Raw genomic sequence first — 14,574 nt, 5'->3', positions numbered from 1 at the left:
GGCGTACCCCTCCAGTAAGGTCACGTACGTGACCAACGTTCATGGTTCTGAACATCTGCCGGTCGGTCGGGTGCTGCCGGTGGTGGTGCTCGACGACGCGCGGCACGCCGACCCGCTCGGTGACGCCCTGGTCAAGGGTGGCCTGACCGCGGTCGAGGTCACCCTGCGTACCGCCGCCGGGCTGGACGCCATCGCGGCGCTGGCCGCCCGCGACGACCTGACCGTCGGCGCCGGCACGGTGCTCACCGTCGAGCAGGCCGAGCGGGCGATCGGGGCCGGTGCCCGGTTCGTGGTGACCCCCGGCTTCGCGCCGGCCGTGGTCCGCGCCTGCCAGCGGGCCGGCGTGCCGGTGGTGCCCGGAGCGGCCACCGCGACCGAGATCCAGATGGCCCTCGACGCCGGCCTGAACGTGGTCAAGTTCTTCCCCGCCCAGCAGCTCGGCGGGGCGGCCATGATCAAGGCCCTGGCGGCGCCGTTCCGCGACGTCAGGTTCATCCCGACCGGCGGCATCACCGCCGCGGTGATCGCCGACTACCTGGCCCTGCCGGCGGTCCTGGCGGTCGGGGCGAGCTGGATGGCCTCGGCCGACCTGATCGCCGGCGAGCAGTGGGACGAGATCGCCAACCGCACCCGGGAGGCGCTTGCCGCCGCAGGGGGTGCGGTGTGAGTGCGGTGGAGCCTCGGCCGAAGGCCGACTGCCGGTACGACCTGGTTTCGCTCGGCGAGGTCATGCTGCGGCTCGACCCCGGTGAGGGTCGCGTCCGCACCGCCCGCCAGTTCCGGGTCTGGGAAGGTGGCGGCGAGTACAACGTCGCCCGGGGGCTGCGCCGCTGCTTCGGCCTGCGCACCGCCGTGGTCACCGCGTTCGCCCGCAACGAGGTCGGCCTGCTGCTGGAGGACCTGATCCTCCAGGGCGGCGTGGACACCAGCCTGATCACCTGGCTGCCCTACGACGGGATCGGCCGCACCGTCCGCAACGGACTGAACTTCACCGAGCGCGGCTTCGGCGTCCGGGGCGCGGTCGGCACCTCCGACCGGGGCCACTCCGCGGCCAGCCAGCTCAAGCCGGACGACGTCGACTGGGAGCACCTCTTCGGCGCGCTCGGGGTGCGCTGGCTGCACACCGGCGGCATCTACGCCGCACTGTCCGACACGGCCGCGCAGACCGCCGAGGCCGCGATGACCGCCGCCCGCCGGCACGGCACCCTCGTCTCGTACGACCTGAACTACCGACCCAGCCTCTGGAAGGCCGTCGGTGGTCAGGAGCGGGCGCGGGAGGTGAACACCCGGCTCGCCGGCCTGGTGGACGTCATGATCGGTAACGAGGAGGACTTCACCGCCTGCCTGGGCTTCCCGGTGCCGGACACGGACATCCACAGCGGTGCGTTGGACGCCGGCAACTTCAAGGCGATGATCGAGGCGGTCGTGCGGGCGTACCCCAACTTCAAGGTGGTGGCGACCACCCTGCGCGGGGTGCGCAGCGCGACGGTGAACGACTGGGGTGCCGTGGCCTGGGCCGGCGGCGCGTTCGCCGAGGCCACCCACCGACCCGGCCTGGAGATCCTGGACCGGGTCGGCGGCGGGGACAGCTTCGCCTCCGGGCTGATCTACGGCCTGCTCGAACGCGACGGCGACCTGGCGCTCGCGGTGGAGTACGGTGCCGCCCACGGCGCGCTGGCGATGACCACGCCGGGCGACACGTCCATGGCCAGCCTGGCCGAGGTGGAGGCGTTGGTGCGCGGCGGCGGCGCCCGGGTGCAACGCTGACCCGGGTCGCTTCGGAGTGTCATTCGTGTTCGGTTGGCGTCAGTGCGGAAATTGACACACGTGTTGTGGTCCCGGCCGGGTGGCCGAACGATGAGCTGCATGAGTGACAAGTCATTCGATTGACCGACCTCCGGAGAGGAGTGCCGGTCATGCCGGACGAATTCATCATGGGCGTACCCGAGGAACTTCGCTTCGATGTCATCGAGCTGCTGCCCCCGGAAGCGCTCGCCAGCCTGGCGAGAGAACCCTATTCCAGGGAGCTTCTCCAGGAGTACTTCCAGAAGGCCGATGTCTACTTCGTCGACAGGCCCCGCGACGTGGCGGATCGGAAGTCGGTCGACGAGCTGATCGACGGCCTCCGGAACAATCTCTATTTCCGGGGGCCCGCCAACGAGACGCTGAACAAACTGTTCTACAAGACGCTCATCAGGCTGCCGAGCTGGGTGCCCCGGCCGGACGGCGGAGAGCGGGGCGACCAGGTCGAATTCGTGGCTGCCTGCGTCAGTGGCGGAATCCCGCGAAGCTCCGACGCGATCAACCGCCGGGAGGCGCTTGAGGAGTTCACGAAGACCGCCATCCGGCTGAACCTCTTCTCGTACTCCGACACGGGCGAGCGGTATCCGGGCCAGGACCTGTCGACGGTCGTCGACGCCTGGACCAGCGGCAAGATCGTGTACCTGTTCAACCCGGAGCAGCCCGGCAACTAGCCTGGTTTCAGGTCCAGCGGACGGTAGACGCCGCACCCGGGACCGGTCCGCTCAGGGGAGCAGATCGGTCCGGGCGGCACCGGTGGCCGGGTCGAACGGGTAGGACAGGTGCTGGTGCACCAGCTGCCAACCGCCGTCGCGGCGCGCGAAGACCCGGGTACCGCGCGACCAGCTCTCGACGGTCCCGTCACGGGGCGGGGTCACCCGTACCCGGTTCAGGCCCCAGGACACGGCGAGATCACCGTCGACCACGAGCGTCTGGTCGGGCACCTCCCAGCTCACCGCGCCATCACCCGACGCGTCCAGGCCGGCCTGACAGATCTCACGTACCGCCGGTTCGCCGACATACCGCAGCGGCGCCTCGTGCTCGTACGACACGACGTCGGCGGCGATCGGCTCCATCAGGGCGTCGAGGTCCTTGTCCGCCGTCGCCGCGAACCACCGCTCGTGCAGTTCGTGCAGTTCCCTCTCGTCGGCGGCGGAGTTGCGGTCGGCCACCGGGTCGAGGGCGAACGAATGATGCTCGTGGGTGACCACCCACCGACCGTCGTCACGGCGTAGGCCCAGGGTGAGGCGCAACCGCCGGTCAGGCGCCTCGGCCAGGTCCGCCGGAGTGCCACAGCGCAGCAGGGCGTACGCGAACGCCACGTCGTCGCCGGCGGTGACCTCCAGCGACTCGATGTCGAACGACGCACCCTGGGCCTGCCAGCGGAAGAACGGCGGCCAGGTCTGCCGGTACGCGTCGAGGCCACGCACCCCCTGCTGCGGTGGCGGCACGTCGAACATCACGATGTTCTCGGCGTGGTCGGCGAGCACTGTGGCGAGATCCCCCTGGTGTACCGCCCTGGCCCAGCGTTCGATCAGTTCGCGGATCTGTTCTTCAATGGTGGTCATGCTCGGCTCGGTCCTTCCGGGGATGATTCACTCCGTCACACCTACAACCCCGGCCGGAGCGGAAACTCACCGCCGGACGGCGGTTTCGTCCTCGGAAAGTCGGTCGGGCAGGCCGAAGGCCGAGAACGGGGCGTCGAGGAAGGAGACCACCTCGGTGACCCGGGCACCGTCGAGCGCCAGCAGGTCCAGGCCCGCCGGCAGGTAACTCCGTCGGGCGTCGTCCCACAGGTACGTGCCGAACGCGAGCTGCCCGTTGGCCCGGGCGGGCAGGAACCGCCACCGGTGCGACAGCACCGCCTCGACCAGGAAGTCACGGATCGCGGCGCGGCCCTCGTACCAGACCCGCTGCGGCGGCATCGAGTACCGCGCCTCGTCGGTCAACATCGCCACCAGGGTCTCGACGTCGCCGCCCTCCCAGGCTGCCGCGTACCGCCGGGCCAGCTCCTGCCGTGCCGGGTCACCGAGCGTGCCCAGGGTCCGTTGCTGGGTCCGGTCCGGCAGCCGGTCCGCGAGCACCACGCGAGCCCGTCGCAGGGCGCTGTTGACCGCCACGACTGTGGTGCCCAGCAGGTCGGCGACCTCGCGTGCCGGGAAGTCGAGCCCGTCGCGCAGCAGCAGGACGGCACGTTGCCGGGCCGACAGGTGTTGCAGCGCGGCGACGAACGCCAGCTCCACACTCTCCCGGGCGATCACCCGCGCCGCCGGGTCCAGGTGATCGGCCCAGGCCATCAGCCGATCCGGGTACGGCTGCAACCACGCCACCTCGGCCGCCGCGTCCGGACGCAGGGCGGCGGGCAGTTCACGGCGGCGTCGCCGCTCGGCCAGGGTCAACGCCCGGTTCGTCGCGATCCGGTACAGCCAGGGCCGGATCCCGGTGTGATCGTCGAGGCGGTCCAGCGCGCGCCAGGCCCGATCCAGCGTCTCCTGTACCGCGTCCTCCGCCTCGTGCGGCGAGCCCAGGATCCGGTAGCAGTGCGCCCGCAACTCGTCCCGCACCGGCCCGACGAGACGACCGAAGGCCACACCGTCACCGGCCCGCGCCGCCGCCAGTAGCTCCGCGTCCGACCCGTCCGCCCGGCGCGGTCGCTGCCCAGGCGTCCGATCAGGCTCCACACCGGCACGGTACGCCGGCCGAACCTCGGCGTGTCGGTCACTCCACCTGCCGGCCCGCCGGACCCGGGACGCGTCGATCGTGCGACGATGCGCCTGTGTTGATCGCTGCTGGCCAGTGGCGGCCGGCGGGCCGGTCCGCCGGGTGCCCTGTCGACAATCCGGACCGGTCGAGGGCACGGTCGTCCGGCCGGGGCGGACGACCGTGCCTCTGCTGACCCGGCGACCCGCGTGGCAGCGACGCGGTGACCGCTTCCGACATCCGGCGCAGATGATCGCCGTGGGATTCGCCGGTGCGATCGCGGTGGGCACCGGTCTGCTGTCCCTGCCCTGGGCAACCCGATCGGGAGATCCTCCCGACCTGGTGGACGCGCTGTTCACCGCCACCTCGGCGGTGTGCGTCACCGGCCTGGTCACGGTCGACACCGGCAGCTACTGGTCCGGCTTCGGGCAGGCGGTCATCCTGCTGCTCATCCAGATCGGCGGCCTCGGCATCATGACCCTGGCCACGCTGTTCACCGTGCTGCTGTCCCGTCGGCTCGGGCTGCGTGCCCGCTTCCTCGCCCAGGCGGAGACCAAGAGCCTCAACCTGGGCGACGTACGCGGCGTGGTGCGTCGCATCGTCGTGTTCAGCCTGGTCAGCGAGGCGGTGGTGGCCACGCTGCTCACCATCCGGTTCGCCACCACGTACCAGCGCCCGTTCGGCGCCGCGCTCTACGAGGGCGTCTTCCACGCGATCTCCGCGTTCAACAACGCCGGCTTCTCCACCTACGCGGACAGCCTGATGGGATACGTGACCGATCCCTGGATCACCCTGACCGTCACGGCGGCGGTCATCCTCGGTGGCCTCGGCTTCCCGGTCGTGTTCGAGCTGGTCCGCACCTGGCGCCGCCCGGCGTACTGGTCGGTGACGACCCGGATAACCGTCGCGCTGACCGTGGCGCTGCTGGCCCTCGGCACGGTGGCGTTCACCCTCGCCGAGTACTCGAACCCGGCCACGTTCGGCCCGCTCGGCGGTCCACAGAAGCTGCTCGCCGGGTTCTTCGCCTCCGCGATGACCCGTACCGCCGGGTTCAACAACGTCGACATCGGTGCGATGCGTCCGGAGAGCCTGCTCGCCAGCGACGTGCTGATGTTCATCGGCGGTGGCAGCGCGGGCACGGCCGGCGGCATCAAGGTCACCACCTTCGGACTGCTCGCCTTCGTCCTGTGGTCCGAGATGCGGGGCGAGACCCAGGTCAACGTCGGTCACCGGCGGATTCCGGCCAGCAACCAGCGGCAGGCCCTCGCGATCGTCCTGCTCAGTGCCGGTGCGGTCGCCGTGGCCACCTTCATCCTCCTGGCCATCACCCCCTACCGGCTCGACGCGGTGCTGTTCGAGGTGGTGTCGGCCTTCGCCACCGTCGGCCTGTCCACCGGCATCACGGCTGACCTGCCGCCGCAGGCCGACGTGCTGCTCGTACTGCTGATGTTCGCCGGCCGGATCGGACCGCTCACGTTGGCCTCCGCGCTGGCGCTGCGGGACCGTAACCGGCGTTTCGAACTACCCGAGGAGAGGACGATCGTTGGCTGACATCCGTAACGAGCCGGTCGTCGTGATCGGCTTGGGCCGCTTCGGCAGCGCGCTGGCTCTCGAATTGGCCAAGCGGGGCACCGAGGTGCTCGGCATCGACAGCCAGCCGAAGATCGTGCAGAGCATGGTCGGGCAGCTCCCGCACGTGATCACCGCCGACTCGACCGACATCGAGGCGCTGCGGCAGCTCGGCGTGGGCGACTTCCACCGGGCGGTGGTGGCGATCGGCACCGACATCCAGGCCAGCATCCTGACCACCAGCCTGCTCGCCGAACTCGGCATCCCCGACATCTGGGCCAAGGCCATCAGCGGGCAGCACCGCAACATCCTGACCCGCGTCGGCGCCCATCACGTCATCGCGCCCGAGCACGACATGGGCGAACGCACCGCCCACCTGCTCACCGGCCGCATCCTCGACTACGTGGAGGTGGACGCGGACTTCGCCGTCATCAAGACCAAACCGCCGGGCGACGTGGTGGGCATGCCACTGCGCGAGTCCCGGCTGCGCAGCCGGTGGGGGGTGACCGTGGTGGCGGTGAAGCCGGAAGCGGCCGTCGGCGGGCGTCGACCGGGCTTCACCCACGCGACCCCCGACACCGTCCTGAGTTACGGGGATCTGATCCTGGTGGTCGGCCCGGTCGACAACGTCGAGAGGTTCGCCGCCGCGGAGTGAGCGGGCCCGACACTTGACGGCGGTCCGACTTCTCCGCTGCGTCCACGGACCGGCCTGTTGCAGAGGATTGTCGGACTTGGCGGCTATCCTCACGCGTCGTGACCGCACAGCTGAACGAGATGCCGCCTGACCTGCTGGAGCTGTTCGTGGACGCCGCGGCGCGCCCCCGGACGTTGTCCGTGCCGCTGCCGCCCGGCCGGACCATCCGCGGCGGGGAGGGTGACGCCGACCGGCCCACGCTGTGGCTCAGCGACGACCCGCCCCCGGCCGGGCTGTGGCCGCGGTTGCACGCCGCCCATCAGCAGTCAGGGTTGTGGCCGTTGCTGCTGGACGGCTACGACGGTGAGCCGACGCGGCCCTGGCAGGACGGCGAGTTCTGGCCCGGGCGCGGGTCGTCGCCGGCCGAGCATGATCCGGAGCGGCTGCTGGCCGCCTGGTGGGCCGACCAGACGGCCCCCTACGACGGCGACGACCAGCTGTCCAACGACCGGCGGGCCGCCGTCACCGCCCCGTACGGGCGGGACTGGCCGGGGCTGGCGCCGCCCGGCGAGCCGTGGACGACGCCGCAGCGGCACGCGGACCACTGGGCCGAGCAGTTGCGGCTGGCCCAACCGGCGATGCGCCTCGGCCTGGTCCCCGCCGGTCGGGGCAGCGACGCCCTGGCCGTCCTCGGCTGGCAGGGCGCGATCAACCACACCGCCGATCCCGGCCGGCTGTCGGCCGTGCTGCGCAGCTGGGAGGACCGGTTCGGGGTCCGGGTGATCGGGGTCGGCTTCGCCGAGCTGTACCTCAGCGTCGCCGCGCCGCCGGAGCAGACCACCGAGGCGCTGCGGGTGGCCGCCGAGCATTTCGCCTTCTGCCCCGACAACGTCTGGCAGGGGCAGCGACCGTGCACCCTGGCCGCGTACGCCGAACGGATCGTCGACGCGCCGACCTGGGCGTTCTGGTGGGACTGACCCGGATGTTCCTCAGTGGGCCGGGTCGCCCCGACCGGGCAGCGTGAGCGTCACCAGGAAGGCCGCGTGGTCGGTCGTCCGTTCCATGCTGACCGATCTGGTGGACTCGATCGGCAGGTCCGCCGTGGCCATGAACTGCTGCACCCCGCCGTCGTGCCGGTGCCGGTAGTCCGCCGGTACGCACGAGCGCACGTCGGGGGTGCCACCCTGCCGCAGGTTGAGGTCGCCGCTGACCACCGTGGGCTGGTAGCGACCGTCGGCGTGCAGTTGCGGGATCGCCGTGCCGACCAGGTGGGAGCACTGGGCGAGGGCCAGGGTCGAGCTGGTGTACGCCAGGTGGGTGGTGCAGGCGAAGAAGAGGGTGCGGGCCTCGACACAGAGCCAGGCCCGTTGCTCGGGGTCGGCCGGGTCCTGTGCCGGGTAGATCCCGGCGTGCACCTCGTGCCCGGCGTCGGGCGCCGCGATGTGCGTCAGCACTCCGACGCCGTACCGCTGCCCGTTGACGCAGCGGTACGGCTCGCCGGTGCGGCCGTTGCGCGCCGGCTGGAAGGCGGCCACCACCGTGCCGGCGTGCACGTCGGTCATCACCCGTTCCAGGGTGTCCACGTCGCCGGAGCAGATCTCGTTGAGGGTGACGACGTCGGGGGCCTCGGCCCGGATCACCTCGGCGGCCCGGGCCACCGCGCGACCCGTGTAGCACCCGGTGGCCATGCCGCTGTTGCACAGGTTCAGTTGGAGCACCCGCAGCGGTGCCGGCGCGACCGGTGCGACGACGGAGCAGCCGGCCAGCAGGGCGGCGACCGAGACCAGGGCGGCGGCGGCCACCAGTGGCCGGGGAACTGTCGGACGAGAAACCATGCACCAGCCCTGGGCTCGCGGAGGGGCTGAAAGTGTATCCGTACCGGCGGGCGGGGGTCAGGTCCGCAACGGGTACGGGATGAAGGTGCTGCGGTTCTCGTCGACGTCCAGTTGCCGGCTGATCGGCGGCGCCGCCCGCTGCGGGCAGGTCATCCGTTCGCAGGTCTTGCAGCCCGGCCCGATCGGGGTCGCGGCCTCGGCCGCGTGCAGGTCCATCCCGGTGGAGTAGACCAGCCGGCTGGCGTGCCGCACCTCGCAGCCCAGCCCGATGGCGTACACCTTGCCGGGTTGGCCGTAGCCGCCGTGGTGGCGGGTGATGGTGCGGGCGATCCACAGGTAACGCTGCCCGTCCGGCATGGCCGCGACCTGGGTGACCACCCGCCCCGGCGCACCGAACGCCTCGTACACCGTCCACAACGGACATGTGCCACCGGTACGCGAGAACGGGAAGCCGGTGGCCGACTGTCGTTTCGACATGTTGCCGGCCCGGTCCACCCGGACGAAGGAGAACGGCACGCCACGCGCCCGGGGCCGCTGCAACGTGCTGAGCCGGTGGCAGACCGTCTCCCAGCCCATCGCGTAGTGCTGGGTGAGCAGGTCGATGTCGTACCGACGCTGCTCGGCGGCGGCCAGGAAGTGTTCGTACGGCAGCAGCAGCGCCGCCGCGAAGTAGTTGGCCAGGCCGACCCGGGTGAGGATCTGGGTCTGCACGTCGTCGAACTCCTCCGACTCGACGATCTCGTCGATGACGTCGGCGAACTCCAGCAGTGCGATCTGCGCCGCCATCCGCATCGCCTCCTGCCCGGCGCGCAGCGACGTGGACAGGTGCAGGGTGCGGGTCTGCGGGCGGTACCGGTGCAGCTCACCACCGAGGGCGGCGGCGTCCTCGCGGGCGACGTGGACGCCGTGCCGTTGCGCCAGCCGGTCGCGGAGCAGAGCGCGGACCTCGCCGCGACGCAGCCCCATCCGCCCGGCCAGCCGCTCGGCCTCCTCGTCGAGATCCGGCACGTAGTTCTGCCGCCGGTAGAAGAACTCGGTTACCTGGTCGTGCGGGCTGCGGCCGATCCGCTCGCGGTCACCGACCAGCTCGGCGAGCTGCTCGTCGGCCTGCTGGTAGCGCCGGTGCAGCTCGATGACCGCCGCCGCCACCTCCGGCAGCCGGGTGGCCAGCTCGGTGAGTTCGGTCAGGCCGGCGCGTCCGGGCAGCGCCTCGCGTAGCCCGGCGACCAGCCGAGGGGTGTCGTGCGCGGCGAACACGGTCGGGTCGACGCCGAACAGTTCGGTGATGCGTAACAACACCGGCACGGTAAGTGGTCGGCTGTCGTGCTCGATCTGGTTGAGATAGCTCGGGGAGATGCTGAGGTGCCGGGCCAGCTCCGTCTGGCTCAGCCCGCGCTCCTCACGCATCCGGCGCAGCCGCGCGCCGGCGAACGTCCTGGCGACCGCCCTCACCTCCCTGCTCCGGCGACCGGGTCCGGTCACATTAGCACTGCTGCGAATAGCCGCTTTCACAACTTCGCAGAATCGCCCGTTGACTTTTCAATAATTGGCTTTTTCCGTCCCTCGACCACCTCCGGCCTGCCATGTGACCGTTGGCTGCACACCCGGCGGCCCGGCGTCTCGCGCAGCGTCACCAGGTGACGACGGAATTCGAAGGGAATGAGAAACGATGGTTACCGCGGTCGAGCAGTTGCAGCACGAATGGGACACCAACCCTCGCTGGCGGGGTGTGCGACGCAGCTACCGCGCCGAGGACGTGGTGCGGTTGCGTGGTGCGATCCAGGAGGAGCACACCCTGGCCCGGCACGGCGCGAACCGGCTGTGGCGGCTGCTGAACAGCGAGGACTACATCCACGCCCTCGGTGCCCTCACCGGTAACCAGGCCGTGCAGATGGTCCGGGCCGGGCTCAAGGCGATCTACCTCTCCGGCTGGCAGGTGGCCGCCGACGCGAACCTGGCCGGGCACACCTACCCCGACCAGAGCCTGTACCCGGCCAACTCGGTGCCCGCGGTGGTGCGTCGGATCAACAACGCCCTGCTGCGCGCCGCGCAGATCACCACCGCCGAGGGTGACCCGTCCGGCATCGACTGGCTGGCGCCGATCGTCGCCGACGCCGAGGCCGGCTTCGGTGGCGTGCTCAACGCCTACGAGCTGATGAACGCGATGATCGCGGCCGGGGCCGCCGGGGTGCACTGGGAGGACCAGCTCGCCAGCGAGAAGAAGTGCGGTCACCTCGGCGGGAAGGTGCTCATCCCCACCGGCCAGCACATCCGCACCCTGGAAGCGGCGCGGCTGGCCGCCGACGTGGCGGGCGTGCCGTCGGTGGTCATCGCCCGCACCGACGCCCAGGCCGCCACCCTGCTCACCACCGACGTCGACGAGCGGGACCAGCCGTTCGTCACCGGCGAGCGCACGGCCGAGGGCTTCTACCGGGTCCGCAACGGCGTCGAGCCGTGCATCGCCCGTGGCCTGGCGTACGCGCCGCACGCCGACCTGCTGTGGATGGAGACCAGTACCCCGGACCTGGAGGTCGCCCGCCGCTTCGCCGAGGCGATCAAGGAGGAGTACCCGGACCAGCTGCTCGCCTACAACTGCTCGCCGTCGTTCAACTGGCGCAAGCACCTCGACGACGCGACCATCGCGAAGTTCCAGCGGGAGCTCGGCCACATGGGATACAAGTTCCAGTTCATCACCCTGGCCGGCTTCCACGCCCTCAACTACTCGATGTTCGACCTGGCCCGGGGCTACGCGACCGACGGCATGTCGGCGTACGTCTCGCTCCAGGAGCGGGAGTTCGCGGCCGAGCCGGCCGGCTACACCGCGGTCAAGCACCAGCGCGAGGTGGGTACCGGTTACTTCGACCTGATCAGCACGGTGCTCAACCCGGCCGCCGAGACCACCGCGCTGCGTGGCTCCACCGAAGAGGAGCAGTTCGCATGAGATACGAGATCATCGGCCCGATGGCCGAACGCTTCGACGAGGTCCTCACCGGTGCGGCGCTGGACTTCCTGGTCGCGCTGGACAGCGAGTTCGCCGCCCGCCGGGTGGCCCTGCTGGACACCCGCCGGGCCCGTCGCGACCGCTACGCCACCGGCCAGCTGCCCGACTTCCTGCCGGAGACCGCCGCGGTCCGGGACGACCCGACCTGGCAGGTGGCGGCGCCCGCACCCGGCCTGGAGGACCGGCGAGTCGAGATCACCGGACCGCCGGACCGCAAGATGACCATCAACGCGTTGAACTCCGGCGCCAAGGTGTGGCTCGCCGACTTCGAGGACGCCACCGCGCCGACCTGGCAGAACGTCATCGGCGGCCAGCTCAACCTGATCGACGCCCTGGACCGCCGGATCGACTTCACCGACGCGCGGGGCAAGCGGTACGCGCTCGGCGACGACCTCGCCACGATCGTGGTGCGACCGCGCGGTTGGCACCTGGTGGAGAAGGGCATCGTGGTCGACGGCCGACCTATCTCAGCCAGCCTGGTCGACTTCGGGCTGTACCTGTTCCACTGCGCCCGGCGGCAGCTCGACGCCGGCAAGGGTCCGTACTTCTACCTGCCGAAGCTGGAGAGCCACCGCGAGGCGCGGTTGTGGAACGACATCTTCGTCTTCGCGCAGCGCTACCTGGGGCTGCCGCAGGGCACCATCCGGGCGACCACGCTGATCGAGACGATCACCGCCGCGTTCGAGATGGAGGAGATCCTCTACGAGCTGCGCGAGCACTCGGCGGGCCTGAACGCCGGGCGGTGGGACTACATCTTCAGCATCATCAAGAACTTCGGCCAGTGGCCGGACTTCGTCCTGCCGGATCGCGCCGAAGTGACGATGACCGTGCCGTTCATGCGCGCGTACACCGAGCTGCTGGTGCGCACCTGTCACCGGCGTGGCGCGCACGCGATCGGCGGGATGGCGGCCTTCGTCCCGGCTCGTGACCCGCAGGTCAACGAGATGGCGTTGAGCAAGGTGCGGGCGGACAAGCAGCGCGAGGCCGGCGACGGCTTCGACGGGTCCTGGGTGGCCCACCCCGGCCTGGTGGCGACCTGCCGCGAGGTCTTCGACGGGGTGCTGGGCGAGCGCCCGAACCAGCTCGACCGGCGTCGTGACGAGGTGACGGTCACCGCCGCCGAGCTGCTCTCGGTGGACAAGACGCCGGGACAGGTCACCGAGGCGGGGGTGCGCGCCAACGTCGCGGTGGCGCTGCGCTACATCGACGCCTGGCTCGGCGGCGCGGGGGCGGTGGCGCTGTGGAACCTGATGGAGGACGCGGCCACCGCCGAGATCGCCCGCTGCCAGTTGTGGCAGTGGCTGCACCACGGCACCCCGCTGGCCGGCGGGGGATCGGTGACCGAGGAACTGGTCCGTTCGATGCTCGCCGAGGAACTGGCCACGGTGACCGAGGGGCGGGCGGACGCCGAGCGGGAACGCGCCGAGCAGGCCGCGCGGATCGTCGAGGAGACCGCCCTCGGTGAGAACCTGCCGGCGTTCTTCACCACCAGCGCGTACGCCCGGCACCTGGGGCCGGCGCGGGCGCTCGCGCTGGCGGCGGGCTGAGGCTGATCGTCCCGACGCGACGGCGCCGGTTCCGGGGCTCGGACCCCGGCCGGCGCCGTCGCGTCCCGTCAGCCGTCGATGCGGGTGATGTTGCGGATCTTGTTGGAGGCGTCCAGGGCGGCCACCTTGTACGCCTCGGCCAGTGTCGGGTAGTTGAACACCGTGTCGACCAGGTAGTCCACCGTGCCGCCACAGCCCATCACCGTCTGCCCGATGTGCACGATCTCGGTGGCGCCGGTGCCGAAGACGTGCACGCCGAGCAGCCGGCCGTCCGCCGGCGAGACGAGCAGCTTCAACATGCCGTACGAGTCACCCACGATCTGGCCGCGCGCCAGCTCGCGGTAGCGGGCGATGCCCACCTCGAACGGCGTCGCGCTGTCGGTCAACTCCTCCTCGGTCTTCCCGACGAAGCTGATCTCCGGGATGGTGTAGATGCCGATCGGCTGCAACTCGTGCATCGGGCGGTCCGGCTCGCCGCAGGCGTGCTGCGCGGCCAACCGCCCCTGCTCCATCGACGTCGAGGCCAGCGCCGGGAAACCGATGACGTCGCCGACGGCGTAAATGTTCCCCACCGCGGTGCGGTAGTTGGCGTCGACCTCGATGCGACCGCGTCGGTCCGCGGTCAACCCCGCCGCGGCCAGGTCCAGGCCATCGGTCTGGCCCTGCCGGCCGGCCGAGTACATGACCGTGTCGGCGACGATCTTCTTGCCGCTCTTGAGGACGCAGAGCGCGGCGGTCTGGTGCTTCTCGACCGAGGCCACCTCCTCGCCGAACCGGAACGTCACGGACAGGTCCCGCAGGTGGTACTTCAACGACTCGACGACCTCCTCGTCGCAGAAGTCGAGCATCCGCTCCCGTCGTTCGACCACGGTGACCTTCGTGCCGAGCGCGGCGAACATCGAGGCGTACTCCATGCCGATCACGCCGGCGCCGACCACGACCATGCTGCGGGGTACTGCCTGCAGGTTGATGACGCCGTCGGAGTCCACGATGGTCCGGTCGTCGAAGTCGACGCTGTCGGGGCGCGCCGGCCGGGTGCCGGCGGCGATGATGGCCTTGTCGAAGGTGACCTTGGACTCGCGTCCCGAATCGCCGTCGACCCAGACCGAATGGGCGTCGGCGAACCGCCCGGTGCCGGTGATGATCGCGACCCGGTTGCGGGCCAGCTGGTTACGGATGACGTCGGTCTGCCGGTTGATGACGTGCTGGGTCCGCGCGGCGAGATCGCTCACCGTGATCTCGTCCTTGACCCGGTAGCTGCTGCCGTAGAGGTCCCGCTGGCTGAGGCCGGTCAGGTAGAGCACCGCCTCGCGCAGCGTCTTGGACGGCACGGTGCCGGTGTTGATGCACACCCCACCGAGCATGTCGCGCCGCTCCACCAGGCCGACCCGCCGGCCGAGCTTCGCCGCGGCGATGGCGGCCTTCTGACCGCTGGGCCCGGAGCCCAGCACCAACAGGTCGTAGTCATACACGATCACCAGCGTCGCA

At 70.8% G+C, this 14,574-nt stretch carries 13 protein-coding genes; 8 read left to right on the top strand and 5 right to left on the bottom strand.

Annotated elements, in window-relative coordinates; translation table 11 throughout:
* The first annotated feature begins 28 nt into the window (after positions 1-28).
* The 3 genes from eda (at position 29) to V5O40_RS11400 (ending at position 2,474) form a co-directional block, all read left to right on the top strand.
* Complete coding sequence (gene eda / locus V5O40_RS11410; RefSeq protein ID WP_332905406.1) at positions 29-667, top strand: bifunctional 4-hydroxy-2-oxoglutarate aldolase/2-dehydro-3-deoxy-phosphogluconate aldolase; 639 nt, start codon at positions 29-31, stop codon at positions 665-667.
* Positions 664-1,767: a sugar kinase gene (locus V5O40_RS11405; protein WP_332905405.1), complete on the top strand. Its 1,104-nt coding sequence runs from the start codon at positions 664-666 to the stop codon at positions 1,765-1,767. The genes eda and V5O40_RS11405 overlap by 4 nt, the downstream gene beginning before the upstream one ends.
* Positions 1,768-1,916: 149 nt before the next feature.
* Positions 1,917-2,474, top strand: coding sequence for a hypothetical protein (locus V5O40_RS11400; protein ID WP_332905404.1), 558 nt, complete (start codon positions 1,917-1,919; stop codon positions 2,472-2,474).
* A 51-nt stretch (positions 2,475-2,525) separates the two neighbouring features.
* On the opposite strand, the gene V5O40_RS11395 is transcribed toward V5O40_RS11400, so the two are convergent.
* Both V5O40_RS11395 and V5O40_RS11390 read right to left on the bottom strand, forming a co-directional pair.
* Entirely contained in the window at positions 2,526-3,368 is an 843-nt protein-coding gene (locus V5O40_RS11395) for a YybH family protein (RefSeq protein ID WP_332905403.1), read from the bottom strand.
* Between the two features lie 66 nt (positions 3,369-3,434).
* A complete protein-coding gene (locus V5O40_RS11390; protein ID WP_332905448.1) occupies positions 3,435-4,418 on the bottom strand; it encodes an RNA polymerase subunit sigma-70 in 984 nt (327 codons plus the stop codon).
* Between the two features lie 331 nt (positions 4,419-4,749).
* On the opposite strand from V5O40_RS11390, the gene V5O40_RS11385 reads away from it, so the two are divergent.
* From V5O40_RS11385 to V5O40_RS11375, 3 genes are all read left to right on the top strand, one after another.
* On the top strand, positions 4,750-6,051 hold the full coding sequence (locus V5O40_RS11385) for a TrkH family potassium uptake protein (RefSeq protein WP_332905402.1): 1,302 nt from the start codon (positions 4,750-4,752) through the stop codon (positions 6,049-6,051).
* On the top strand, positions 6,044-6,724 hold the full coding sequence (locus V5O40_RS11380; RefSeq protein WP_332905401.1) for a potassium channel family protein: 681 nt from the start codon (positions 6,044-6,046) through the stop codon (positions 6,722-6,724). Before V5O40_RS11385 ends, V5O40_RS11380 begins: the two co-directional genes overlap by 8 nt.
* Before the next feature lie 98 nt (positions 6,725-6,822).
* Entirely contained in the window at positions 6,823-7,680 is an 858-nt protein-coding gene (locus V5O40_RS11375; RefSeq protein ID WP_332905400.1) for a DUF4253 domain-containing protein, read from the top strand.
* 12 nt (positions 7,681-7,692) lie between these two features.
* Here V5O40_RS11375 and V5O40_RS11370 read toward each other — a convergent pair whose 3' ends face one another.
* A complete protein-coding gene (locus V5O40_RS11370) occupies positions 7,693-8,538 on the bottom strand; it encodes an endonuclease/exonuclease/phosphatase family protein (protein ID WP_332905399.1) in 846 nt (281 codons plus the stop codon).
* A 57-nt stretch (positions 8,539-8,595) separates the two neighbouring features.
* On the bottom strand, positions 8,596-9,990 hold the full coding sequence (locus V5O40_RS11365; RefSeq protein WP_332905398.1) for a short-chain fatty acyl-CoA regulator family protein: 1,395 nt from the start codon (positions 9,988-9,990) through the stop codon (positions 8,596-8,598).
* Between the two features lie 217 nt (positions 9,991-10,207).
* Between V5O40_RS11365 and aceA the strand changes: the two genes are divergently transcribed.
* Together aceA and aceB are read left to right on the top strand one after the other, a co-directional pair.
* Complete coding sequence (gene aceA / locus V5O40_RS11360; RefSeq protein WP_332905397.1) at positions 10,208-11,479, top strand: isocitrate lyase; 1,272 nt, start codon at positions 10,208-10,210, stop codon at positions 11,477-11,479.
* A complete protein-coding gene (gene aceB, locus V5O40_RS11355; RefSeq protein WP_332905396.1) occupies positions 11,476-13,086 on the top strand; it encodes a malate synthase A in 1,611 nt (536 codons plus the stop codon). The genes aceA and aceB overlap by 4 nt, the downstream gene beginning before the upstream one ends.
* 68 nt (positions 13,087-13,154) lie before the next feature.
* Here the strand turns inward: aceB and sthA are convergent, their stop codons facing one another.
* Entirely contained in the window at positions 13,155-14,558 is a 1,404-nt protein-coding gene (gene sthA, locus V5O40_RS11350; RefSeq protein ID WP_332905395.1) for a Si-specific NAD(P)(+) transhydrogenase, read from the bottom strand.
* Between the last annotated feature and the right edge of the window lie 16 nt (positions 14,559-14,574).

The organism is Micromonospora palythoicola (assembly GCF_036689795.1).
Classification (GTDB): Bacteria; Actinomycetota; Actinomycetes; order Mycobacteriales; family Micromonosporaceae; genus Micromonospora; species Micromonospora palythoicola.
The sequence above is the reverse complement of the archived record's forward strand: the minus strand, read 5'-3'. Positions and strand labels throughout refer to the sequence as shown.

Bases quoted from the DNA above. Each gene is read 5' to 3' on its own strand.
- aceA (WP_332905397.1), top strand. From the start codon at position 10,208: ATGGTTACCGCGGTCGAGCAGTTGCAGCACGAATGGGACACCAACCCT.
- V5O40_RS11395 (WP_332905403.1), bottom strand. From the start codon at position 3,368: ATGACCACCATTGAAGAACAGATCCGCGAACTGATCGAACGCTGGGCC.
- V5O40_RS11400 (WP_332905404.1), top strand. From the start codon at position 1,917: ATGCCGGACGAATTCATCATGGGCGTACCCGAGGAACTTCGCTTCGAT.
- aceB (WP_332905396.1), top strand. From the start codon at position 11,476: ATGAGATACGAGATCATCGGCCCGATGGCCGAACGCTTCGACGAGGTC.
- V5O40_RS11370 (WP_332905399.1), bottom strand. From the start codon at position 8,538: ATGGTTTCTCGTCCGACAGTTCCCCGGCCACTGGTGGCCGCCGCCGCC.
- V5O40_RS11385 (WP_332905402.1), top strand. From the start codon at position 4,750: ATGATCGCCGTGGGATTCGCCGGTGCGATCGCGGTGGGCACCGGTCTG.